22 protein-coding genes and 1 pseudogene are annotated in these 22,715 nt (G+C 42.4%); 17 read left to right on the plus strand and 6 right to left on the minus strand.

Going from position 1 to position 22,715, the window contains the following annotated elements; translation table 11 throughout:
* The first annotated feature begins 188 nt into the window (after positions 1-188).
* The 5 genes from MHH63_RS24665 to MHH63_RS24685 all read left to right on the plus strand — a co-directional run bounded on the left by MHH63_RS24665 (position 189) and on the right by MHH63_RS24685 (position 7,269).
* A complete protein-coding gene (locus MHH63_RS24665) occupies positions 189-1,109 on the plus strand; it encodes an ABC transporter permease (RefSeq protein ID WP_036682339.1) in 921 nt (306 codons plus the stop codon).
* A 40-nt stretch (positions 1,110-1,149) separates the two neighbouring features.
* Entirely contained in the window at positions 1,150-2,031 is an 882-nt protein-coding gene (locus tag MHH63_RS24670; RefSeq protein WP_341172199.1) for a carbohydrate ABC transporter permease, read from the plus strand.
* 54 nt (positions 2,032-2,085) lie between these two features.
* On the plus strand, positions 2,086-3,672 hold the full coding sequence (locus MHH63_RS24675) for an ABC transporter substrate-binding protein (protein ID WP_076276301.1): 1,587 nt from the start codon (positions 2,086-2,088) through the stop codon (positions 3,670-3,672).
* Between the two features lie 571 nt (positions 3,673-4,243).
* Positions 4,244-6,670 carry an RNA polymerase recycling motor HelD gene (gene helD, locus MHH63_RS24680; protein WP_341172200.1) on the plus strand — a complete coding sequence of 809 codons (2,427 nt, stop codon included), beginning with the start codon at positions 4,244-4,246 and terminating at the stop codon, positions 6,668-6,670.
* Between the two features lie 14 nt (positions 6,671-6,684).
* A complete protein-coding gene (locus MHH63_RS24685) occupies positions 6,685-7,269 on the plus strand; it encodes a Crp/Fnr family transcriptional regulator (RefSeq protein ID WP_280753216.1) in 585 nt (194 codons plus the stop codon).
* 8 nt (positions 7,270-7,277) lie between these two features.
* On the opposite strand, the gene MHH63_RS24690 is transcribed toward MHH63_RS24685, so the two are convergent.
* Positions 7,278-7,997, minus strand: coding sequence for a DUF4386 domain-containing protein (locus MHH63_RS24690; protein WP_076301524.1), 720 nt, complete (start codon positions 7,995-7,997; stop codon positions 7,278-7,280).
* An 81-nt stretch (positions 7,998-8,078) separates the two neighbouring features.
* Positions 8,079-8,660 carry a TetR/AcrR family transcriptional regulator gene (locus MHH63_RS24695; RefSeq protein ID WP_076124215.1) on the minus strand — a complete coding sequence of 194 codons (582 nt, stop codon included), beginning with the start codon at positions 8,658-8,660 and terminating at the stop codon, positions 8,079-8,081.
* A 294-nt stretch (positions 8,661-8,954) separates the two neighbouring features.
* Between MHH63_RS24695 and MHH63_RS24700 the strand changes: the two genes are divergently transcribed.
* From MHH63_RS24700 to MHH63_RS24730, 7 genes and pseudogenes are all read left to right on the plus strand, one after another.
* Positions 8,955-10,142, plus strand: a complete 1,188-nt coding sequence (locus MHH63_RS24700) for an MFS transporter (RefSeq protein ID WP_280753243.1) — start codon at positions 8,955-8,957, stop codon at positions 10,140-10,142.
* A 75-nt stretch (positions 10,143-10,217) separates the two neighbouring features.
* Positions 10,218-10,502 carry an alpha/beta-type small acid-soluble spore protein gene (locus tag MHH63_RS24705; RefSeq protein ID WP_340977781.1) on the plus strand — a complete coding sequence of 95 codons (285 nt, stop codon included), beginning with the start codon at positions 10,218-10,220 and terminating at the stop codon, positions 10,500-10,502.
* Between the two features lie 229 nt (positions 10,503-10,731).
* Positions 10,732-10,914, plus strand: a pseudogene (locus MHH63_RS24710) (YiaA/YiaB family inner membrane protein); the annotation flags it as partial.
* A 57-nt stretch (positions 10,915-10,971) separates the two neighbouring features.
* On the plus strand, positions 10,972-11,208 hold the full coding sequence (locus tag MHH63_RS24715) for a YiaA/YiaB family inner membrane protein (protein ID WP_305953524.1): 237 nt from the start codon (positions 10,972-10,974) through the stop codon (positions 11,206-11,208).
* 249 nt (positions 11,209-11,457) lie between these two features.
* Complete coding sequence (locus tag MHH63_RS24720; RefSeq protein WP_076301523.1) at positions 11,458-12,534, plus strand: ankyrin repeat domain-containing protein; 1,077 nt, start codon at positions 11,458-11,460, stop codon at positions 12,532-12,534.
* A 118-nt stretch (positions 12,535-12,652) separates the two neighbouring features.
* Entirely contained in the window at positions 12,653-13,570 is a 918-nt protein-coding gene (hprK, locus tag MHH63_RS24725) for an HPr(Ser) kinase/phosphatase (protein WP_076124211.1), read from the plus strand.
* 222 nt (positions 13,571-13,792) lie between these two features.
* Positions 13,793-14,674: an SMI1/KNR4 family protein gene (locus MHH63_RS24730; protein ID WP_076301522.1), complete on the plus strand. Its 882-nt coding sequence runs from the start codon at positions 13,793-13,795 to the stop codon at positions 14,672-14,674.
* Positions 14,675-15,122: 448 nt separating this feature from the next.
* Here the strand turns inward: MHH63_RS24730 and MHH63_RS24735 are convergent, their stop codons facing one another.
* Complete coding sequence (locus MHH63_RS24735; RefSeq protein ID WP_076124207.1) at positions 15,123-15,560, minus strand: MarR family winged helix-turn-helix transcriptional regulator; 438 nt, start codon at positions 15,558-15,560, stop codon at positions 15,123-15,125.
* A gap of 121 nt (positions 15,561-15,681) precedes the next feature.
* Between MHH63_RS24735 and MHH63_RS24740 the strand changes: the two genes are divergently transcribed.
* Entirely contained in the window at positions 15,682-16,269 is a 588-nt protein-coding gene (locus MHH63_RS24740) for an NAD(P)H-dependent oxidoreductase (RefSeq protein WP_036682318.1), read from the plus strand.
* On the opposite strand, the gene MHH63_RS24745 is transcribed toward MHH63_RS24740, so the two are convergent.
* Complete coding sequence (locus MHH63_RS24745) at positions 16,228-16,569, minus strand: hypothetical protein (RefSeq protein WP_339170520.1); 342 nt, start codon at positions 16,567-16,569, stop codon at positions 16,228-16,230. The two genes, MHH63_RS24740 and MHH63_RS24745, sit on opposite strands and share 42 nt — an antisense overlap.
* A 230-nt stretch (positions 16,570-16,799) precedes the next feature.
* On the opposite strand from MHH63_RS24745, the gene MHH63_RS24750 reads away from it, so the two are divergent.
* Positions 16,800-18,212 (plus strand): alanine/glycine:cation symporter family protein, encoded by a 1,413-nt coding sequence (locus MHH63_RS24750; RefSeq protein ID WP_339188962.1) that lies wholly within the window; start codon positions 16,800-16,802, stop codon positions 18,210-18,212.
* 139 nt (positions 18,213-18,351) lie between these two features.
* On the opposite strand, the gene MHH63_RS24755 is transcribed toward MHH63_RS24750, so the two are convergent.
* Positions 18,352-18,753 (minus strand): RidA family protein, encoded by a 402-nt coding sequence (locus MHH63_RS24755; RefSeq protein WP_036682315.1) that lies wholly within the window; start codon positions 18,751-18,753, stop codon positions 18,352-18,354.
* Between the two features lie 413 nt (positions 18,754-19,166).
* Here MHH63_RS24755 and MHH63_RS24760 point away from each other — a divergent pair, with 413 nt between their 5' ends.
* The 3 genes from MHH63_RS24760 to MHH63_RS24770 all read left to right on the plus strand — a co-directional run bounded on the left by MHH63_RS24760 (position 19,167) and on the right by MHH63_RS24770 (position 21,720).
* Positions 19,167-19,733, plus strand: coding sequence for a TetR/AcrR family transcriptional regulator (locus MHH63_RS24760; RefSeq protein WP_076179246.1), 567 nt, complete (start codon positions 19,167-19,169; stop codon positions 19,731-19,733).
* Complete coding sequence (locus tag MHH63_RS24765; RefSeq protein WP_036682312.1) at positions 19,730-20,266, plus strand: DUF2798 domain-containing protein; 537 nt, start codon at positions 19,730-19,732, stop codon at positions 20,264-20,266. Before MHH63_RS24760 ends, MHH63_RS24765 begins: the two co-directional genes overlap by 4 nt.
* A gap of 272 nt (positions 20,267-20,538) precedes the next feature.
* Positions 20,539-21,720 carry a multidrug effflux MFS transporter gene (locus tag MHH63_RS24770; protein WP_076124195.1) on the plus strand — a complete coding sequence of 394 codons (1,182 nt, stop codon included), beginning with the start codon at positions 20,539-20,541 and terminating at the stop codon, positions 21,718-21,720.
* Between the two features lie 100 nt (positions 21,721-21,820).
* Here the strand turns inward: MHH63_RS24770 and MHH63_RS24775 are convergent, their stop codons facing one another.
* Positions 21,821-22,711, minus strand: a complete 891-nt coding sequence (locus MHH63_RS24775; protein ID WP_076278239.1) for a diacylglycerol/lipid kinase family protein — start codon at positions 22,709-22,711, stop codon at positions 21,821-21,823.
* Positions 22,712-22,715 lie beyond the last annotated feature (4 nt).

The raw sequence follows: 22,715 nt of genomic DNA on the forward strand, positions 1-22,715 counted from the left end.
CGGTGAAAATGAAAACCCGGCGATGATTTTTCGGTTATTGGAGAATCGCTGCCGGGTGTTTTTGGTCTGCCGGCTAACCTTTTTTTGTCGAATCGTTGAATTAGTATTATGTTTAGTTGTTTCGCTGAATTATCTAAGCGCCTTTGCCCTTTTATAATAAGAGATATAGAGAAGAGAGGGGTGCAAAGATGAAAGGGCATACATTTTGGAGCGATTTAAAGAATTATAGAGTTCTCTTGCTGATGCTGGCTCCGGCGGTTGCTTTTTTCCTTCTGTTTGCCTATGTCCCGATGGCGGGCATTATTATTGCCTTCAAGCATTATGATTATGCGGGCGGTATTTTTGGAAGTGCCTGGAACGGGCTCGACAACTTCCGCTTTTTCTTTGAATCAGGCGATGCTTGGCGGGTAACACGAAATACAGCACTATATAACATTGCGTTTATCGTCGTCAATAACAGTTTGCAAATTTTTGCAGCGATTATGTTGTTTGAGGTCGGTGGTAAATGGTTCCGCAAAATCACACAATCGGCGTTGTTCCTGCCTTACTTTATTTCATGGGTCGTTGTCGGAGCGATTGCTTATAACCTGCTCAATTATGATATTGGCACCGTGAATGCTTTGCTCAGAGGTATCGGACTCCAGCCTGTCGATATTTATAATACACCTTCCTATTGGCCGTATATTCTGGTTATAGTTTCTGCCTGGAAAAGTCTCGGATACGGAACGGTGATGTACTTGGCCGCGATTACGGGGATAGATACAGAAATGTATGAAGCAGCCGAAATCGATGGGGCTAATATTTTTCAGCGAATTATGAAAGTAACCATTCCGAATTTGTATCCAACGATTATTATTCTGGTGCTGCTGGCAGTCGGGAACATTTTCCGTGGTGATTTCGGGATGTTCTATAACATGATCGGCAACAACGGCTTGTTGTTCTCCTCGACAGACGTTATCGACACTTTCGTATTTAGGTCACTGATTACTTCGAATGATATCGGCATGTCAGCTGCAGCTGGTGTTTTCCAGTCCGTTCTTGGCTTCGCGACGATCATGTCAGTGAACTATGCTGTCCGTAAATACGACAAAGACCGCGCTCTGTTCTAATCGTATCAGGAGTTAAGTCTTTCATAATGGAGGTAACGATATGAAGCAGCTTGATCGTAAAATATTTTCAGGTATTGGTTATGTATCCCTGATTTTTCTCTCAGTTTTATGTATTTTTCCTTTTATACTTGTCGTATCTTCATCCTTTACGGAAGAATCCAAAATCCTAACGGATGGTTATCAATTTATACCGACTGCTTTCTCAACTGAGGCCTACAGCATTTTGTTTAAGTATCCCGAACAGATGATTCAAGCCTATATAGTGACATTAGGAGTTACTATACTCGGCACGGTGCTTGGCTTGTTTCTGACTTCGATGACTGCTTATGCGCTATCCCGAAAAGATTTTAAGTGGCGCAATAAATTTTCATTCTTCTTTTTCTTTACGACTTTGTTCAGCGGCGGTTTGGTTCCGTGGTATCTGCTTATGGTCAACTACCTGCATATGAAGGATACGCTGATGGCCTTAGTGGTTCCGATGATGCTCAATGTCTTTTATATCATTGTTATGAAGTCTTTTATGGGCAGCATTCCGGAAGCGATTGTAGAATCAGCAAAAATTGACGGCGCAGGCGACTTTAAGATCTATGCTCGTCTAATCCTGCCGCTGTCCAAGCCGGCGTTAGCTACCATTGGCTTGTTTCTAGCGCTGGCCTACTGGAATGACTGGTACAATGCATTGCTGTTTGTATCGAATGAAAACTTGATGCCGCTCCAATATTATTTGTATAAAATGCTAGGCAATATGGATGGCATGCGCAAAGCGATGATGGGTGCAGGGGCAGTCGTAACGACATCGATCCCAACCGAGAGCTTGAAAATGGCGATGACAGTTGTGGCCACTGGCCCGATTTTGCTGGCTTATCCATTCGTGCAGAGGTATTTTGTACAAGGTTTGACGATTGGTGCTGTGAAAGGATGAACCCGGGGAAACTCGGTTTATCAATATAATTAAACACAAGGGGGAAGGCTTGAGATGCTGAAGAGAAATAGATTGATGATGCTAGCGCTCGTTTTAACCTTCGTAATGATTCTAAGTGCATGTGGTGGTGGCAATAACAATGCTAATACGTCTGCACAGGCTACAAATAATGCGTCAGAGGGAGGAAGCGACACTACGAACACCTCAGAACCTGCAACTACCTCAGACACCCTTGATACCTCTAAAGAAGTGAAGCTGAAAATGATTTTTGTTGGCCCTAAACCGATAGACTATGATAGCGTTTTTGCTGAGATTAATAAAAAGCTGAAAGAAAAAATCAATGCTACTGTAGAGGGCGAGTTCCTGGATTGGTCGGACTGGGCGCAAAAATATCCGCTGAAGCTGGCAGCAAATGAGGATTTTGACCTCATCTATTCGGCAAACTGGGCTGGTTACAATGACCAGGCGCTGAAAGGCGGATTCCTGGAATTGACCGATGAGCTGCTTACCCAATATATGCCGCAGACTTTAGCAGCTATGTCTGATGTGAGCTGGGATCAAGCTAAGGTAAACGGCAAACTGTATATGGTTCCGCAAAACAGAGGGGAATCCGTTGAAAAACTGATTTTGTACCGCGAGGATTTGCGTAAGAAATACAATCTTCCGGAGATCAACAGCCCAGAAGCGTATGCCACTTACTTGAAAACCATAGCACAAAACGAAAAAGGAATTACACCGTTCACCCCGGAAACAGGAGACTGGAAATATCATAATTTGGACCGTGTATTGCTGAAGCAACAAAACGAATGGAATATGTTTGATCTCGACCTTCCGTTTGCTTTCAAATTGACGGATGAAAAAGGGCAAGTATTTAACGTATATGAAACGCAAGAGTTTAAAGATCTACTCGTATATTACAAAGATCTCGCTGATAACAATGCATGGTCGAAAAACGTTCTAAACAGTAAAAATGATCATCAGGCCGATTTTAAAGCAGGCAAAACAGCATCAATTACGCACAACAACGGAACACTTGGAGCACTTATGGCTTTGATGCGCCAAGAGAATTCCCCTTATGAAGTAGCATTGGCTGACATCAACCAAGGCAAGAAGAAATCAGTGGCGATTTCCACCCAAAACGGTACTTCGATCCACGCTACTTCCAGAAATGTGGAACGTTCCTTGATGTTCCTCGATCTGATGCAAAATGATAAAGAACTGCACGACCTAATGATGTACGGCCTTAGCGGTGTACATTACGAAGCGGTTGGCGATGACAAATATAAAGCTCTTGAAAAGAATCCGAACTATACTGGCTTCTCTAACTGGAACTTCAACTCGCCACTTAACCGTGACAATGAAGCATTCCCGCAAGAAGCAAACGATCTGGCTAAAGGCTGGGAAGCAAATGTCTATCACTACGCGCTTGAAACCTTTGTATTTGATAACAGCAAAGTGAAAACGGAAATTGCCAATGTTGGTAACGTAATGCTCCGTTATGCGATTCCGCTCGAATACGGCGTAATCAAAGATATCGACAAAGGTCTTGAAGATCTGAACAAGCAACTGAAATCCGCGGGCATTGATAAAATCCAAACCGAACTACAAACTCAAATCGATGCTTTCTTGGCAAACAAATAAGCTACAGAATAAGGGAGACCTAACAGTCATCAAATGGCTGTTAGGTCTCCCTGTTTAATTGGGCTCATCTGCGGGTGAAGCCGCTATCGGACACAGTTGACCCTAATAGCAGCATTATCGCACTTTTGGAATACTAACGGACCTCATAGTCGCTATTAGCCTAAAACACGCCTAGAATGAAGTTCAGGATAAAGAATAGCTGCATTGGAGTCCGAAAGTCTGCTTTAAAGGTTGAAAATCAGTAAATAAAGTCACCTCGGTCCGTTAGGCAGACCAGAAACAAAAGGCAGCAACCCTTTTGCTAGGGAAATGGATACTTAGGGAGAACGGCTACTCTTTGCAGAAAGGAATAAAAAAGAAGAACCGGCATGAGCTGCCGGTTCTTCTTAATATATAATTTGCGCGCCATGAAATAACGTGATATTATGAGAAGACCACTGTTAATCTGCGTGTTTCAGACAGATTTATTACATCTTATTTATACATTAATAATACCACGCGGATTGGCAGTTTGTCAAATTTGTATTTTTGCTTCTTGATAACAACCTTGAAAAGGAGCGTGTTAGTAAAAATGTTAAACGAAAAAGATTGGCAGGGAGAACAGAAACGGCTAGATTCGGTCACGGAAGAATTGCAATCAAAGATTGGCGAGCTGGAACCGGAAGTGACAGGATTACGTGAACAGGTGACGGACATCCGCAAGCAGTTTTGGGAGGAAGTTACGGTCAATACGAGCACACATGAGGATTTCGAGGAGACCTTTTACAGTATAAAACAGCAAGAAGCGTTGTTGTCTGAACGGGAACGTAGCCACCGCCAACGGCTGCTGCGTTATAAAAACATGAAACGGCTGCTGCCGTCACCCTATTTTGGACGAATGGACTTTCAAGAAGATGGGTTGAACTCCAGTGAGCAAATCTATATCGGGGTGGCGTCTTTCATCGATGCAGAAGGTGTAAACTTTCTGGTATATGACTGGCGGACACCTATTGCAAGTATGTATTATGACCATTCGCCAGGCCCCGCCACTTACGATACACCGGGAGGACAAATCTCAGGAACGATGATGCTGAAGCGGCAATACCAGATCCGTCAGGGTCAGCTTCAGAACGTGTTCGATACGAGCTTAACGATCGGTGATGAATTACTTCAGCAGGTGCTTGGTAAGGGTGCGGATTCACAAATGAAGAGCATCGTGGCGACTATTCAGAAGGAACAGAACGCTATTATCCGCAACGATAGTAGCCGTATGCTCATTGTGCAGGGGGCGGCGGGCAGCGGAAAAACATCCGCAGCGCTGCAACGGGTAGCCTATTTGCTATATAAACACCGCGATAGGCTCAAAGCGGATCAGATTGTTCTTTTTTCGCCTAATCCGATGTTTAACAGTTATGTATCTACGGTGCTTCCCGAGCTTGGCGAGGAGAATATGCAGCAAACAACCTTTCAGGAGTATATTGATTATTGGCTTGGATCTACGCTTCGTCTAGAGGACCCGTTCGAGCAGATTGAATATGTACTGACGTCCAAAGCTTCTCCAGAGTATGAAGCACGGCTAACTGGAATGCAGTATAAAGCTTCAGAAGCTTTTCTGCATGTTTTGCAAAACTATGCGTTGTGGTTAGGGCAGGAAGGGATGTTGTTTCATAGTATCCGTTTTCGGGACCGCGAGTTGATTACTGCGGAGCAGATGAAATCGCAATTTTACAGCTATGATAGCTCCATCCGTTTGGCTAATCGCATCGTTTTATTGCGTGAATGGCTACTGCGTCAGTTGGCTTCGCTGGAGCGTCAGGAACAGGAGGCATTCTGGGTTCAAGATGAACTCGATTACCTCGATACCGATCAGTATGCCGAAGCCTACAGTGAGATACTTAAGAAGTATCGGCGGGAGGAAGCCGTCTTTGATTTTACGACTCAGTATCTTGAGAACTATGGGGATTTCCCTAATCAGGACCAAGGGGAAGAGAATGTTTTTGACTTTGGTCTGCAGGAAGAAGAACTGCTGCGCCGCATGATTGTGAAGGAGCACTTTACACCGCTGAGACGCGATGTCAAACGGTTTAAGTTCATAGATACGATTGGGTTATACGATCAGTTGTTTAGTGCCGACGCCAGTTATCGGCAAATGGCGAACGAGACTGAGGTGCCTGCTCAGTGGCAGGAAATCTGTAAGCAAACGAAGGAAAAGCTGAGCCGCGATGAACTCTTTTGCGAGGATGCCACTCCATTCCTGTATTTAAAAGAACTTGTCGAGGGTACTCGTATGAACACAGAAGTTCGGCATCTGTTTATCGATGAAGGCCAGGATTATTCGCCGTTCCAATACGCGTTTCTCAAACAGCTGTTTCCCCGCGCGCGCATGACTGTGCTCGGCGATTTCGGCCAAGCGATTTTCCCTCAAGCAACGAATTTGCACGAGGTGGATTCACCTTTGATCCGGCTTTATGGTGAAGATGAAACGAGCCTGATCCGTCTAATTCGAAGTTATCGTTCAACTCGTCAGATTGTGGAGTTTACGAAGGCGTTGCTGCCTAATGAGGAGATCGTACCTTTTGAAAGAGAGGGTAAGAAGCCGTTCCTAGTGAACGCTAGTAGCGATGTAGAGCGGGCGATAAGAATTAAAGAAGATCTCGCGGCGTTGATGGCTGAAGGGCTCGACTCTATTGCTGTGATTACCAAGACTGCAGCTGAAAGCCGTGCGGCCTATGAAGAATTAAAGTCACAAGGATGCGAAGCTCTGCGGCTCATTACGAAGGAGACGCTCACTTTTGAGAAGGGCATTTTAGTAATTCCCGCTTATCTCGCAAAAGGGGTTGAATTCGACGCCGTACTGATTTATGATGCTTCCACACAGACGTATGATCGGGAAAGCGAACGCAAGCTTTTTTATACAGCCTGTACGCGTGCGATGCATCGGCTTCTGCTGTACACAACAGGTGATTGGTCACACTTTATTCAGCCGTTAGAGGGATCTTTATATGAGGTAGTGCAATGAGATTGGAGAGATAAATGAAAAGCATATTGTATAAGTATATGAGTAAATTTACATCTCTTAACGAAGTGGAACAGCAGGATATTGTTGAAGGTATTCCTATTGAGGAATACAAGAAGGGAACGGTACTCCTTAGACAAGGAGACGTTCCCTCAAAATGTTTTTTTGTGTTAAAGGGATGTGTGAGGCAGTCCTCGGTAGATGAATCGGGCAAAGAAGTCACATCTAATTTTTATACGGAAGAGCAAGCGGTTTCGATTTTTAATCGGCATCAAGAGAGTAGACCCTCAGCGTACACCTTAACCTGCCTAGAAGACAGCATATTGGTGGTTGGTGATCTTAATGCGGAACAGGATATGCTCCATAAACACGCTCAGCTGGAAACCATGATACGCAAAATGGTAGAGGAGAACTTGGGTGAGGTTCAGGATGAGTTGACTTCCTTTATTGCTTCCAATCCTGAAGAACGTTACAAAGCCTTGTTACAAAAAAGACCTCATTTACTTACCCGTGTCCCCCAACATCAATTAGCCAGTTATTTGGGGATTACGCCAGAGTCATTAAGTAGAATTAAGAAGCGGGTTCATTCCAGTGATGAATAACAAAATCGTTATACACTTTTGGGGATTTTCCCACCTCTAAGCAGTAGCCATATCCCAAAGCCTAGTTCTCCTACAATCATAGGAATAGTAAAAATAAAATTAAGTGTTGTAATGACTGCCTCATATTGTGGGAGAAACATTTTGCTTAGATGAATGATAATATAGCCTATTGAAGCAAGCAGCAGCAAGATGCTGATTACTTTAGGAATGACATCGGATTTTAAAGCCACATAGCCCACTATTAACAAATGCCCGCCAAAAACGACCAGCCCCATAGACCAAATGAATTGAAATGCATCCAGAAATAACATCATAAATGCTTGAGTTTGTTCGATTGTTAATGAGGAAAAGCCATTTGTGTTTCCCGTGAGCAGCAGCACAAATATCAAGGTTAATATAGAGATTGCCAATATAGCGGAATAGGTTAGACGGAGCCATGCGCCGAGTAATGAAAGATTTTGGTTGACGGGTTCTAGAAACACATAAAACGCCCAGGCGACCAGAATGTCAGTAATCATAATGATGATCCAGCCCAAGATTTCCCCTTTGAAAAGGTTGTTGGAAGATACAATGTTAATAAATGTGGCACTGGCATCGCCTTGCACAACAAGAGTCCCATGGACAAAGCCATATGAAAAAAATGAGGCGAGGGTCATGATGATCAGTGATATTCCAGCTGTTAAAGCGGACTTACGCTGGTTCGATAGGTCTTTTTCTGAGATAGCCATAAGATAGCCTCCTAAAGGACTTTTATTTCATTGTAATTAGGAGTACTATGGCGGGCATTGACTTAAATCAAGACTCTGAATTTAATCAAGCGAAGTAAGTATCACTGTTATTGCGTTATCAACAAAGGATCGCTCCGGGCGGGATTTCAAGAGTACAGTAAGCCCTATTAGCGATACGATTAGTGCTTGTGCCAAGGCCTTCGCATTTACACCACCCTTAAGCTCACCTGATTGTATACCACGTTCAATAGTTTCTTGAAATATAACCGATAGATACATTTGGTGTTCTCTTGTAAGAATCTCGAACTTCTCATCATGAGGTGCCAGCTCGACCATTGTATTGATGCAAAAACATCCTCGGTTCACACTGCCTGCATACTCCTCCGCCACCACATCTTCAAAAAAACTACGAAAGGCTTTTTTTGCGGATGGATTGCTTTGAAGTTGGGCTCGGACACGGGAAGCATGGGACATCGTGTATTTACGTAGCGCAGCTTCGAATAATTCTTTTTTGTCTCCAAAAGCTGAGTATATACTGGGGCGTTGAATGCCCATTCTGGAAGTTAAATCGCTTAATGAAGTAGCCTCATATCCCTTCTCCCAAAATAGCTCCATAGCTGATTCTAATGCTTTTTCCTCGTCAAATTCGCGGGTCCGAGCCATTTTTAACACCCCTCGTTATATTTGATTTCAATAATTTATTACCGAACAGTATTTTATAATACTAGAACTAGTCGTCTATATTGTCAAATCAAAGTCGGTAGCATCAAATATTTATGTTGACACACACCATTTTGTAAGATAAATTTACTGAGCATAATAACATACTGATCAGTATGAAATATGTTTGCGATTTAAATTTAACAGAGAAAGGGTGTGTCCAAAATGCAGGGGACTAAAGAGAAGCTTTCGTCACAAGAGACGCATACGCCATCTGATTCTATTCATGCTTCCTCGATGCCTCGGTATATGACACTTTTGTTTGCCGTTGTCTGCGGGATGTCGGTTGCAAACATCTACTTTGCTCAACCGTTGCTTGATCATTTGTCGAAAGAATTTGGTATTGATTATTCAACCATTGGTATTCTTATTACTATCACGCAGATTTTTTATGCAGTGGGGCTGTTACTGCTCGTGCCACTAGGAGATTTACTGAATCAGCGCCGCCTGATTATCGGCCAGATGTTATTATCTGTGGTGGCTTTGATTATCGTGGGTACTGCCTCTTCCAGCACGGTACTATTGGTAGGTATGGCCTCAGTGGGACTACTCGCTGTTGTAACGCAGACGCTTGTTGCGTTCGCGGCGACAATGGCTGCCCCTGCCGAACGCGGGCGAGTCGTAGGCATGGTCACAAGTGGAATTGTGATTGGAATACTTCTTGCGCGATCCATTTCAGGAATACTTACAGATCTTGCAGGTTGGCGTTCCGTATACCTTTTTTCTGCTGCTTTAATGCTTTGTATGGTGTGTACATTATTTAGGGTGTTGCCAAATGTGGAACGTGAGGTAAAAACACTGTCATACGCTCAGCTGCTTAGCTCAGTGTTTATGTTGTTTGTACAAGAGAGAGTATTGCGTATCCGCGCTATTCTGGCTTTGTTGATTTTTACTGCTTTCAGTATTCTGTGGACTTCTGTGGTCTTGCCTCTTAGTGCTCCGCCGTTATCACTTTCACATACTGCAATTGGGGCATTTGGTCTGGCGGGAATTGTGGGAGCATTAGCTGCTGCACGGGCGGGAAAGCTAGCGGATCAGGGTCATGGACAGAGAACGACAGGCATAGCCTTACTTCTATTGTTGATTTCATGGTGGTTTATCAGTTTTACCGAGCAGTCGCTGTTGGCATTGGTCATTGGTATTGTTCTGCTTGATTTGGCGGTGCAGGCGGTGCATGTCACCAATCAAAGTATAATACTTACCTTGCGCATGGAGGCACGTAGTCGGCTCACCGCAGGGTATATGGTTTTTTACTCCATTGGAAGTGCTACCGGATCGATTGCTTCCACTCAAATCTATTCTCACTATGGCTGGAACGGGGTATGTTGGCTTGGAGCTTCTGTTAGTGCTGTGGCTTTTTTATTTTGGGCTTTAACCTTGCGTGCTACGAATGCCGCGTTGCAACGGCGCCCTGCTTGGAAATAATCGGGGCAAGTCCATAAGGGTGGAGGTTCCGTTTTCCGGGCATGTTATTTAAAACAGGTTTGGGAGGGGATAAGGATGTCTAGAAGAAACAGGAAATATGCAGTGCCGGGAGCCAGCCGCGGAATGCAAATTTTTAAAGCGGAAGTGATGCGGCGCGAGGGGTATGATGTAGATCCGGAGCGGCCTGATGATGTGAAATACGAAGTTGCAAAAGAACTGGGTGTCCCTTTGGAGCGCGGTCAAAATGGTCATTTGAGCACAGAATCGGTGGGCCAGATCGGCGGTAAAATTGGTGGATCGATGGTCCGCGAAATGATTCGTCTCGCAAAGCAACAATTAGTGGATCAGGAAAGGCAGTAGCATTTTTCTAATTTATGTTGCAGAGATCGCTGGAGGCGGTTTTCGTCCTATATTGTATGGGACTGAGGCCGTCCTTTCGGTGTTTGCGTTATTTTATATTTGTATAGTAAAAAAATTCCTGAAATTCCCTAAAACAACCTGATTAATGGTAGAATTTTACCGATGTTCCACGGTATAGTGGAGAAGGATATATCATCATTCAAGTTTGTAGTGGGAGAGGAATTATCAGATGAATCAGAGATATCGCAAACGCAACACGGCTGCTTTTACGGGGGCATCGTATTTTGCATTGGGGGCAGGACTTTTTCTATTCTGTTTGGGAGTGTACAACGACACTTGGGAGCTAAACGTAAAAGGGTATTATTTGCTCTGTATGGTGTTAATTACGATTTCCTGTATCGTTGTGCAAAAGGTGGTCAGGGACAATACAGAGGATAAAGAATTTCGTTTGGATAACCCTAAACACAGGATGAGAAATACAGGGGCCTTCACAATTATGGCTTTTGTGGGTTTGATTATCGGGTATGCGATGTTTTTTATTGGCCTTTACAATGCTCCATTTGAATTAAATGTAAAGGGGTATTACATAGCTGTTATTCTCTTGATTTCTTATAGCGCTATTGGCGTTCAGAAAGTGACGCGGGATAACGCGGAAGATAACGAGATTCTTGCCGAGCAAGAGGCGAGACGGGACATCCAAGGGTAAAGAGGGATATATCCAGCTTTCTCGCTGAGAACAGCAGGCTGCTTCAACTTTACTTACCATCATAAATTGTAAACAGGAGCTTCGTGAATTTACGGAGCTTCTTTTTATTTTTTTGAAATAGCAGCAATAATCTTGCGGATCTGAACATTATGAGGACTATTTGTTAGAACAACATCCTTAGTTTGGATTGTTTTTTACTATACGGTTCTCTATACTCTTCATAATACTTGAAGTAGGAGTGGATAATGGATGATCCGTCTGAAGGATATAGGGAAGTTCGAGGAACTGCCGCAAATGGCCATGCATATTTACAATGGAAATATTCCGGAATTAGAGGCTGCCATTAGAGCAGGCTGGGATATTGAAGAGGGAATCGTCCTTAGCCAATATACTACGTTAACCCCGTTAGCTTTGGCGCTTATATCAGAGAGAATGGATGTCATAAAGCTGCTGGTACAGCACGGTGTAAATCTGAATGTGAAGAATAATCCGGCTTTTTTGTTCGCGGTCCGCTATTGCAAAGAAGATATCGTCCGCTATATTGCAGCACAAGGGGCCAAACTGGACAAGCTTAATCAGGTCAAGTCAGGTGCATATTCGCAGGCCTACTATGGCAACAAAAACAATATCCCGCTCATACATGAGCTAGGATTAGATATTAAGCAGCATGGTGGGGCTGTATTACGCAAAGCGGTGTCAGATCACGACCTTAAGACCGTTGCTTATTTACTGGATCATGGGGTGGACATTAATTACAACAATTCCGATATGGTCTATCCTTATCAAGCCACTCCGTTAACAGTTGCCACAAGAATGGGTAATCAAGCGATGGTACAATATTTGATTGAACGTGGCGCAGACGTTACCCTGGCGGAAAAAGATGGTGATCGTCCTTACACCATTGCAGTGAGCAATAAGAATACAGCTTTGGCTGACTTTTTGAAATCGCTAGAGCCGGCTGAATTTCATGATATCGAGAATAAGAAGTTTGAGCTGAGAAAATATAAATTGTCTGATGAATTGGTTAGCTTTCTTACTGGAACAAAACTGCGTCTTGAGCTAACACAAAATGAATATGAAATTAGATATATCGACTTTTTCACATTAACTGATACCATTGAAATAAAAATCGGCCGGCAAAAGCTGCTCCGTCTGTCAGCCGACATAGATAATTACTCTGATCTGCTGCTTATGTGGAATCCGAAGAAAAAAGGCCTGATAGGCTGTTACGACGTGGAACATCAGACGTACGCGGATTTATGTAGTTTTGCAGATTTTCTCACGCAACCGGAGATATACCTCATTAATTTTCTTGAAGGAACATAGTTGTTAATATCTCATGATCTGTCTATTTCTTTTGCAGGAATCATTCTATTCGTCGTTGAATATATCCCGGTAACCGTATTACGTATTCAAAATACGTAGCCACAGGAGGAGAACAACATTGAAATCGATTACCGTTCAAAGCCTTACGGAAACGTTTAAGCTGGAAGTGCTTGCGGGTGCTAGCTGCATGGACCGCGAGATCACTCGCTCTAAGACACATAGACCTGGCCTGGAGTTCGTGGGTTACTTCGACTTTTTCCCCATGAAGCGAGTACAAGTGTTGGGCCGTAAAGAAATCAATTATCTGCTAAAGCTAAGCGTTGAGCAACGCAAGTTACATATTGGCAATATCGTTAAGTACCATCCCCCATGCTTTATTGTGACGACGGGTCAGCAGGAGATTCCCTATTTGACTTTATTCTGCGACCAAGAAGGTATACCACTACTTCGGACGGAAGAGACGACGTCAGAGTTCATCGCAAAGATTGATACTTATCTGGTGAAGGCGCTGGCGCCAGAACTTTCAATTCATGGAGTGTGTGTGAACGTGTCTGGCATAGGTGTCCTATTGAGAGGCAAGTCCGGGATCGGAAAAAGCGAAACCGCTCACACGCTCATTAGAAGAGGCCATCGGTTTGTGGCCGATGATGTAGTTGTGCTTAAGAAGCTGGGACCGGCGACGCTTCTCGGCACGCATAATGAAACGACCCGTGAATTCCTAGCGCTGCGTAGTATTGGTCTGATCAATGTTGTACGGCAGTACGGGCGTAGAGCTTTTCAGGAAGAGACACGAATTGTACTCGACATCGAGTTGTCACCATGGCGGGAGAATTCCTTGAATAATGAGCTCGAAATCGAACCCCAGTTCACAGAATATCTTGGCGTGCAAATTCCGCATATTGAAATTCAGCTTCAGCCTGGCCGCGACGTGGCTGGCCTGATCGAGGCGGCTGCGAACAATTGGTACCTTAAACAGCTTGGCTATAGTGCCGTTGAAGAGTTCCTGCAGAGGATCGAAAACGGGATGCAGTCGTAAAGGCAGGATAGAAAGCAGCAATTATAGTTACCATAATTAAAATGGTTTTCTGTATACGAAAAACAGACCGCAGATAAACGCTGCGGTCTGTTTTTCACAGCAAAAAGGGAAGTTGCTTTTTGATTGATAGGGCTAGGACATGCGTTATTGGCTGGGCATAGGTTAGAAATGGTATAATTTCTAATAGGTATTTTGAGTGATCGTTAATAGGAGGTATTAATGATGAGTGATGAGTTATTGGCAAAATTGGATGAATGGCATGAGGAAGATGAATTTCAAGAAATCGTGGATGCAATCACGGAAATTCCTGAAGAGGAAAGAGATTATGTTCTAACTAGTCATTTGGGCAGGGCGCTTAATAATCTCGGGCAATATGAAGAGGCTTTAGAGCAGTATTTGAGCATTGAAGAAGAGGGTGAAGGTGACCCGCTCTGGCATTACCGTATCGGGGTTTCTTATTATTATCTGAAAAGATATGACGAAGCTTTAAAAGCGTTTACGATTGCCGATCAGCTGGAACCTGATGATGAAGACACATTGGAGTTTCTGGGCTGGATCAAACGTAAATTGGCTAAAAAAGCTGCGAAAAAGCCTGTAAACAAACCTGCTAAGAAGCCTGTAATAGCGTTGGATACCACTAATTTCTGGGATGACAGCGAGTATGCGTTCTCAGAATATATTTCTGACCCGCCTTCAGATGCATTGATTACTTCTGTACAAGAAGAGCTGGTCTTCAAGCTGCCTGCTTCCTATGTGGATATGATGAAGTTACATAATGGGGGAATTCCTCATAACAATCGTTATCCGATTCCGGGAACAGGAGAATTTATTACGATTTCTGGTATCCTCGGAATTGGACGAGATAAGAATAAGTCGCTGTGTGGGGCTTCAGGCAGCCGGACTGTGATTGAAAATGGACGTTATCCTGAAGTTGGTGTGGTGATTTGTGATTGTCCTTCTGAGAATGAAGTGGTGATGCTGGATTACCGTGAATTCGGGAATGATGGCGAACCTGAGGTTATTCATGTAGATCGGGATAACAAATACAAAATCACACGTTTGGCTGACAATTTTGAGACCTTTATCAGCGGACTGGTGAAATAGTCTATTTCGCCGGCTAAGAATACTTATAATCCAATCAAGGCATTCCTTAAGAGGAGTGCCTATTTCTATTAGGGGATTATTAGGGAAGCGTCTTTCGGACTCAGCTGACCTTAAATGCAGCTTTTTCGCATATTTGGAATGCCAACGGACCGCATAGCAGCTATTGGCATAAAAAACACCCAATATGAACTCGATTCATAGGAATAGCGTCGCTGGAGTCCGAAACTACGCACAAAAGGCTAAAAACATGCCAATAACGTCATCTGGGTCCGAAAGCCTCAGTGGACGAGTGCGATTCGGCGATTTAGCTGAAGGTGAGGCTGATTCGATTTCGTTAGGCTTTAACTAGCCAATAATCGGTCTTGAGTCAGCTAATCATCGACCCAAAACACAGAGCAGCGGTGCTCCCATTAATGGGGAACCGCTGCTCTGCTGTCTTTTTCTCAGATCATTGCTGGGTGTTAAACACCTTAGATTGCAGGATATCGAGAGCATGGTTAATCTCGGCTAATTCCTCTGGGGGAACCTCTTTAATCCGGTTCAGAAAACGTTCACCGATCCGCTCAAAAGCCTCGTTCATCATCGCTTGTCCAGCATCAGACAACCGGATCATTTGCTTACGCCTGTCCTCGGCGACATCAAGCTTCTCACACAGGTTTTTTTCTGTTAATTTCTTGAGCTCACGGCTGGTATTCGGCATAGAGATATTCTTACAATCGCTGATTTGGCTGAGGGTAACAGGCTGGCTAACCGCAATATATTCCAGAATACTATATTGAACGGGCGTAATGCCTTCCGGTCTAACATCTTTGGTAAAGTCAAATGTTACTTCATGGACTGCTGTCGTAAAGGTAACAATTTTCTGAAAAAACGCTTGTTTGTCCATAAGGATCACCTCTTATTGTAAACCTTAACAAAATAATTATCATAATACAATTATCATTTGACAACTAAATAACGGTTGTGATACCATTTTGTTATCAAATGATAATTAAAGAGGTGGAGCAATGAACGTTTTAGTCATCTATACACATCCGAATCATAAAAGTTTAAGTTATGCTTTTTTCAATAAAGTCATTCAGGGAAGTAATGAGAATCAAAAGATCACGAAGATAGAGGTCCTTGATCTTTACGAAGAGCAATTTGATCCTGTGCTGGTCTTTAATGAAAATAAACGTAGAAGAGACATGCATATCGATCCCAAGCTCGAGAAGTATCGGGAGCAGATTCGTCAGGCCGACAAAATTGTGTTTGTGTATCCAATCTGGTGGGGACGTCCTCCCGCGATGTTGCTCGGTTATATTGACCAAATGTTTGCTTCTAATTTCGCTTACAGAGAAAAGGGTGGTCTCATCCCCGAAGGGCTGCTGAAAGGAAAGTCTGTGGTTTGCATTTCCAGCATGAAGGGGCCGACCCTTTATCCTTTATATTGGCTGAATAATTCCCATAAAGTGCTGATGAGAAAAGCACTATTTCAATATTGTGGCATCAAGAAAGTGAAGTTTTTCGAATTTGGGAATATGGAGAGTCCAAAAGGGAAACATGATAAGAAGTTAAATCAGGTGTACCAATATTTTAAAGCTGTGGCTAATTAATACCTCGAAAATATCTGCTCTATGATTATTCGAGATAACCCCGGAAATGGATGTCTCAAGCGATCCCATAGTTGGATGGTCCAAAACAACGGTGGGATCCTTATCTTTTTGACTAGCCAGAACGATTTTATTTTTGCTGGCTAGCTCATGATAGAGGACAGCCATTTCTTCAATATCTTTTGCGGCTAATAAGGGCACTAGTTGTGCTGCTGATGTTATAGCTTCGTTCCTCGTTCGTCCTGAAATCAAATCAAACCAAATGTTCTCCACGATATAAATACGCGCATACATTGTAGTCATACATTTCTTCCACCGGATGCTTTTTCATTTTTTTATAATACCTAGATTATTCTAAAGGAGCTTGTGAGCTCAGATGAAGATGGAGAAATAGCTCTCACACCGGTGTAAGGTATGGTGTTGCTGGCTAATTTTTTTTGTTGGCTTTTGAAATAAGGGCTGTTATATTTGAAAATACTATGTAACTTAAGGTTTAGCAACTGGGTATCGACACAATGGAGAGGCGGATTTACATGCAACAAATGTTAGACAGTATGATTAGTACAACAAATGACTTTCTTTGGTCGAAAATTTTGGTGGTTCTGCTTATTGTTTGTGGAATTTATTTCACCATTCGATCAAAGTTTGTTCAGTTTGGCATGTTTAAAGAAATGTTTAGGGTTCTTAAAGAGTCCAATGAAAGGTCAAAAGATTCCATTTCGTCGTTTCAGGCTTTCTGTATCAGTATGGCAGCAAGGGTTGGGACAGGGAATATTACAGGGATCGCAATTGCTATCGCAATAGGTGGACCAGGCGCTGTTTTTTGGATGTGGGTCATAGCTATTATTGGATCAGCGTCCGGATTTATTGAAAGTACTCTGGCACAGGTGTATAAAGTGAAGGACAAGACTGGATTTCGTGGGGGTCCCGCCTATTATATGGAGCAAGGCCTGAAAAAACGTTGGATGGGCGCGGTATTTGCGGTTCTGATCACGTTATCCTTTGGTCTTGTATTTAATGCAGTTCAATCCAATACGATTACAGTGGCCTTTGAGAATTCATTTGGCACTAATCGGGTGATTCTTGGACTTGTAGTCGCTGCTGCTTTTGCGGCTGTTATCTTTGGTGGGGTTAAACGTATTGCTAGAATGTCCGAGTATATTGTAGTGGTTATGGCAGGGATCTATATTGGGGCTGCTGTTATTATTATGTTAATTAATATTACGGAAATACCGGCGATTCTGGCGCTTATTGTGAAAAGTGCTTTTGGATTTGAACAAATCGCGGGGGGATCTTTTGGGGCAGTTATTCTGCAAGGGGTGAAAAGAGGACTATTCTCCAACGAAGCGGGGATGGGTAGTGCTCCGAATGCTGCGGCAACTGCAACAACTAGTCATCCGGTGAAACAAGGGCTGATGCAAGCGCTGGGTGTACTTACAGACACGTTACTTATTTGTTCGAGTACTGCTTTTATTATCTTGTTATCCGATGCGTATAAACAGCCAGGGCTGGATGGAATTAAGCTGACACAAGCGGCATTAAGCGAACATATTGGTTCGTGGGCTTCTGGATCCCTAGCGATCATGATTTTGTTGTTTGCTTTCAGTACGTTAATCGGAAATTATTATTATGGTGAGACCAATATAGAATTCTTGAACTCCAATAAAAAAGTATTACTATTCTATAGATACAGCGTCTTGGCGATGATTATTTTTGGCTCCGTAGCTAAAGTTCAATTGGTATGGGATTTGGCTGATTTATTTATGGGCTTCATGGTCATCGTGAATTTGATCGCTATCCTTTTGTTATCTAAAGTGGCCTTTGCCGCCCTGCAGGATTATAAGCGCCAGAAGCGCGCAGGGAAGGACCCTGTCTTTTATAAAGATAGCATAGAAGGTCTGGAAAACGTGGAGTGTTGGGACAATTCTTCAGACATAAAAACATAGTAGGGTAAGTATTTACGGGCTCAGGAAACTGAGCCCTTTTTGCTGTTATAGAGGGGGGTTAGAAAAACGAGCCTTTAGAATTTCTTCTTAGGCTCGTTTGGTGTACAGAATATTAAATTAGTCCCTCTTGATTTAGGGTTTAACCAGCAGCCCATACATCTAGCTCAATTTTTAATTCAGGTAACCCTAATCCTTTAATATAAGCAATTGTCATTGAAGGAGGTGTCATACCGAATACTTTATTCCAAATTTCATAGAAATGGTTCCAATCGATTTCTTCCGTAGCCCAAATGTTGATTTTGATTACATTATCAGGTGTTAGCCTTTGAGAAGAAAGGACTTCAACAATATTACTCATCGTATTTGTTACCTGTTGGTTAAAATCTGTAGGGATATGATTGTTTTGATCGATTCCAATTTGGCCAGAAAATACATACATTTCTGCATTTCTACTTATTTTTGTTACATGACTATAGTTACCAACAGGTTTAGCAATATTTTCTGGATTATATCTTGTAATAACATTATTATTTAAGTTCATTTTGTGAATTCTCCTTTAAATAGAAAATACATAACGATATCTAAGTTATATATCTCCGCTGTTTTTTAGTTTCTTTTAATTTTTGACAGACCTCTCCTATCAATAATTAATTCTAGAAAAAAACAGCAGTAGAATACCCAATACCAAAAGATAAATATTTTAGCGATCTCTTTTTCACCGGGTATTCCTCCTTCATATTTAAAGTAAGATAAGTTTCCTCAGAATGATATCATTAATCCAAGTGAGACTGCAACAATTCCACTTTCTACACAATTTTCTAAGTTTTTTTTGCTGTTATAAATGAAAATAATGAAATATTTTTTGAAAAAAAGCAAAAAAGACTTACATTAATGATTTTTATATTGTTATAATAACAAACAGACCGGTTGGTATGTTAGGGGGAGTACGTTATTGTGGATACAAAATCGCTAATGATTGATACAGCTACACTTCTTTTTCAGCAAAAAGGATATAAAAATGTAGGCGTGAATGAAATTTTAAAAGCCTGTAATGTAACCAAAGGAGCGCTTTATCATCATTTTCCAAATGGAAAAGAAGAACTATTAATTGCTTGTTTAAAGGGCTTAAATGAAGCAATTACGATAGATATTGAGGATATTTTTAAAAAGCATCCATCGACGTTAGAAGCTATACAATCCATGATCGACAAGTTGATTCACAACTTAGAAACTGAGGGCACGATTACCGGATATACCTTTAGCAGTATTGTCAGTGAAATGGCTACGGTGAGTGAACCTGTCCGCCAGGCATGTAGCTTGCTCTATGAGAACATGGAACGAATATACTGCGATAAGCTTGTAACTGAAGGTTATTCGCAGGAATCAGCCTCCGAGATGGCATTGTGGATGACGGCTTCGATCGAAGGGGCGATGATGTTGTGCCTAACGCAAAAATCCACAACTCCCTTAAAAACTATCGCCAAACTATTACCGACAATTTTGAAAGGAAGTACATCATGAATCAAGAAGCAAGATTACCAAGAAACGGCAAGGAGGGGGCATTATATGGTGCAATCATTTGTACACTGACGGTACTGTTTATGTCCTCAATAAATATCATTTTAGGGGTTGGAGAATTTAATGGTGAGGTTGCCTTAACGATTCTTAAGGTGTTTCCGATCATTTGGGTAATTGTCATGATTATTGAGCCTGTTGTTATTGGCCGTATTGCCGAAAAGCTGACAGCTACATTCACACAACCTACAGATAGCTTCAACGCCAAAATCCTATTCCGTATCTTATTCACCGTACTAGGAATGTCATTTTGTATGACGTTTATTGGAGACATTATCGGAAACGGGTTGAGTTCTCAAACGTTTAATCACTTCTTAGCCAATTGGCCAAGAAATTTCCTGATTGCACTGTTCGCTGAAAGTATATTGATACAGCCGTTTGCAAGATTTGTGATGGTAAAGCTACATGCTTCTCAGGACAAAAAGAAATCCAGCGCTGTTGGCGTAACTATACATGGATTATCAGAACAAAATTCCTAACCTAAATAAGCTCTCAGGCGAAGCGATTCGTTTGAGAGCTTTTCTATTACCGTGTATAATGATGTTTTGGCTGAATAATTGAAACTCAAATCTTTGCCCGATATCTTTCGGGTAAGCCCTCCTATAAAACCATGAAAGCATAACAATGAAAGGTGATTTTCTAACATGATGATCTATAGTCGTCTTGCCATAATGATGCCCCCATTTCCCTAGCTAGGCTCATATTCTTGTAGTTGTTCGAGGATATAAGCTTGTAGGAGGGCGAAAATAAGATGAAAAAATATGCAGCACCATCGTTACTTTTAATGATTGTTCTTGTGGCTTTTCCGCAAATTAGTGAGACGATTTACACTCCATCGTTACCGGATATCGCAGTAGCACTTGGGGCCACCAATAGTTCTGTACAGTTAACGTTAAGTATATATTTTATTGGATTTGCTTTAGGAGTTTTTAGCTGGGGTTGGTTGTCTGACTTCATCGGGCGGAGATCTTCCATGCTGGCTGGACTTCTTGTATACGGTATGGGAAGCTTGATGTGTTTTTACTCAGAATCCATTCATTTGCTGTTAGTCAGCAGGTTTATACAAGCGTTTGGAGCAGCAACAGGTTCGATTATTACCCAAACCATTCTTCGTGAGAGTGTCTCCGGGAATAAACGGCATGTTATGTTTGCCCAAATCTCGGCGGTCATTGCTTTTACTCCCGCAGTAGGTCCGTTAATTGGCGGATGGGTGGATCAAGCTTTTGGTTTTCGAGCGGTTTTCTTTACATTAGTAATGATGAGTGTGTTGTTATTTATGTATGCTTTTTGGAAGCTGCCAGAAACCACTGATGTTTCCATGAGAAAAAAGGTGGCTATTCTGCCTATAGTCAAAAAAATGCTCGCATTGCCACGTGTATTGGTGTTTGGGTTACTAATTGGAGGCATTAACGGAATCTTGTTCAGCTATTATGCTGAAGCTCCTTTTATATTTATTGAACACTTTCAGATTTCGCCAGGAGTCTATGGTTTTCTCGGCATTATTGTGGCTTTGGCGTCGATTGTAGGCGCAATGATCTCCAAAAGATTATTAACCCTCTATGCCCCAGAAAAAATAATCCATATCGGCTGTCTAGTAATGGCGAGCGGAGCCTTGCTATTAACAATCGCAAGCAGTCTTGACTCGCTGCCGGATATGATAGTGATCGTATGTATTCTAATAACACTGTTTGTCCTATTAATGGGTGCAGGGATTGCTTTACCTAATTGTCTAAGTCTTGCTCTTGTTCAATTTCAGGATGTTGTAGGAACAGCAGGTGCGATATTCAGCTTGGGCTATTATTTGCTTGTTAGCTTGGCGACGTGGGGAATGAGCGCTCTCCATAATGGTTCATTACTGACGATGCCTATTTATTTCTTAGGGATTAGCGGCGGAATGTGGTTATTAGGCAAAAAATTTATTGTAGTGGAATAGAAATAACTTCTTAGTCATTTGATTAGTAAGATATGGATCGGGGCGTCCATAAATTAAGGGCAGTCTGGAACTTTTTGAGTTCCGGACTGCTTTTTGTTTGTTAGTCCACTTCTGGCACAATGACTTGGATATGACGAGGGAGAACACTTAGCGTAATAGGCAAAGTTGGACCTTCTTCGCCATCTACATTGGTTCTTACGGTTTCTGGAGAGCTTACACTTACATTGTGGGCTGTGAAATAGACAACGTCTTTATGATCCTTAAGGGTACCCAGCAGTAAAGATATACTGGCTGTAATGGTATTGAATATACTGAGGTCCAAAATAATAAAACAATGAAGCAGACCGTCGTCAACCGCAGCATCCGGTATTAGATTCTCGAACCCGCCGACTGAGTTGGTTAATACGGCGAGAAAGAGTAAGGAGTCTCCTTGCCATATTTGTTCATCATGGTGAATGACAAGGGGGTGGGCTGTAGGGCTTGTAAGTTGTTTAAGACCTTCTTTCAAGTATGCCAATGAGCCGAGTTTGGTTTTATCTTCGGAGGATACAGAGGATAATGCTCCGGCAATTGAACCTACAGCAACCACGTTGCCGAATAGGCGGTCATTTAAGCGACCGATATCTACTGTTTTTAAATTTGAGGAGGCAAGGGTTTGAATGGCTATTTCGGGATTCAGTGGAATTTGTAATGCGCGGGCGAAATCATTAGCCGTTCCTAAAGGAACCACACCTAACTTTGGGTGGTGTTCCTGATCGATAAGACCATTAATGGTCTCGTGAAGCGTGCCATCCCCGCCGATGGAGATCACCAGATCATAACCTTCCTCACAAGCAGCGATGGAATAACGAGTGGCGTCTAGTTCTTTTGCCGTCTCCTTGATCGTAACGGAGTAGTCTTTATCACTTAGAACTCTTGTTGCATATCTGACATATTGGCTGGCTTCCTCTTTGCCGGATGAGGGGTTAATAATAATCATAGCTTGCCGCATAAGG

The organism is Paenibacillus sp. FSL H3-0310 (genome assembly GCF_038002785.1).
Lineage (GTDB): Bacteria > Bacillota > Bacilli > Paenibacillales > Paenibacillaceae > Paenibacillus_AQ > Paenibacillus_AQ odorifer.

Coding starts and splice junctions, on each gene's coding strand:
- MHH63_RS24765 (WP_036682312.1), top strand. CDS start 19,730: ATGAATCAAGAAGCAAGATTACCAAGAAACGGCAAGGAGGGGGCATTA.
- MHH63_RS24700 (WP_280753243.1), top strand. CDS start 8,955: ATGCCTCGGTATATGACACTTTTGTTTGCCGTTGTCTGCGGGATGTCG.
- MHH63_RS24690 (WP_076301524.1), bottom strand. CDS start 7,997: ATGGCTATCTCAGAAAAAGACCTATCGAACCAGCGTAAGTCCGCTTTA.
- MHH63_RS24775 (WP_076278239.1), bottom strand. CDS start 22,711: ATGCGGCAAGCTATGATTATTATTAACCCCTCATCCGGCAAAGAGGAA.
- MHH63_RS24755 (WP_036682315.1), bottom strand. CDS start 18,753: ATGAACTTAAATAATAATGTTATTACAAGATATAATCCAGAAAATATT.
- MHH63_RS24670 (WP_341172199.1), top strand. CDS start 1,150: ATGAAGCAGCTTGATCGTAAAATATTTTCAGGTATTGGTTATGTATCC.
- MHH63_RS24715 (WP_305953524.1), top strand. CDS start 10,972: ATGAGAAATACAGGGGCCTTCACAATTATGGCTTTTGTGGGTTTGATT.
- MHH63_RS24745 (WP_339170520.1), bottom strand. CDS start 16,569: ATGACTACAATGTATGCGCGTATTTATATCGTGGAGAACATTTGGTTT.
- MHH63_RS24750 (WP_339188962.1), top strand. CDS start 16,800: ATGCAACAAATGTTAGACAGTATGATTAGTACAACAAATGACTTTCTT.
- helD (WP_341172200.1), top strand. CDS start 4,244: ATGTTAAACGAAAAAGATTGGCAGGGAGAACAGAAACGGCTAGATTCG.
- MHH63_RS24695 (WP_076124215.1), bottom strand. CDS start 8,660: ATGGCTCGGACCCGCGAATTTGACGAGGAAAAAGCATTAGAATCAGCT.
- MHH63_RS24735 (WP_076124207.1), bottom strand. CDS start 15,560: ATGGACAAACAAGCGTTTTTTCAGAAAATTGTTACCTTTACGACAGCA.
- MHH63_RS24665 (WP_036682339.1), top strand. CDS start 189: ATGAAAGGGCATACATTTTGGAGCGATTTAAAGAATTATAGAGTTCTC.
- MHH63_RS24770 (WP_076124195.1), top strand. CDS start 20,539: ATGAAAAAATATGCAGCACCATCGTTACTTTTAATGATTGTTCTTGTG.
- MHH63_RS24720 (WP_076301523.1), top strand. CDS start 11,458: ATGATCCGTCTGAAGGATATAGGGAAGTTCGAGGAACTGCCGCAAATG.
- MHH63_RS24740 (WP_036682318.1), top strand. CDS start 15,682: ATGAACGTTTTAGTCATCTATACACATCCGAATCATAAAAGTTTAAGT.
- MHH63_RS24730 (WP_076301522.1), top strand. CDS start 13,793: ATGAGTGATGAGTTATTGGCAAAATTGGATGAATGGCATGAGGAAGAT.
- MHH63_RS24675 (WP_076276301.1), top strand. CDS start 2,086: ATGCTGAAGAGAAATAGATTGATGATGCTAGCGCTCGTTTTAACCTTC.
- MHH63_RS24685 (WP_280753216.1), top strand. CDS start 6,685: ATGAAAAGCATATTGTATAAGTATATGAGTAAATTTACATCTCTTAAC.
- MHH63_RS24705 (WP_340977781.1), top strand. CDS start 10,218: ATGTCTAGAAGAAACAGGAAATATGCAGTGCCGGGAGCCAGCCGCGGA.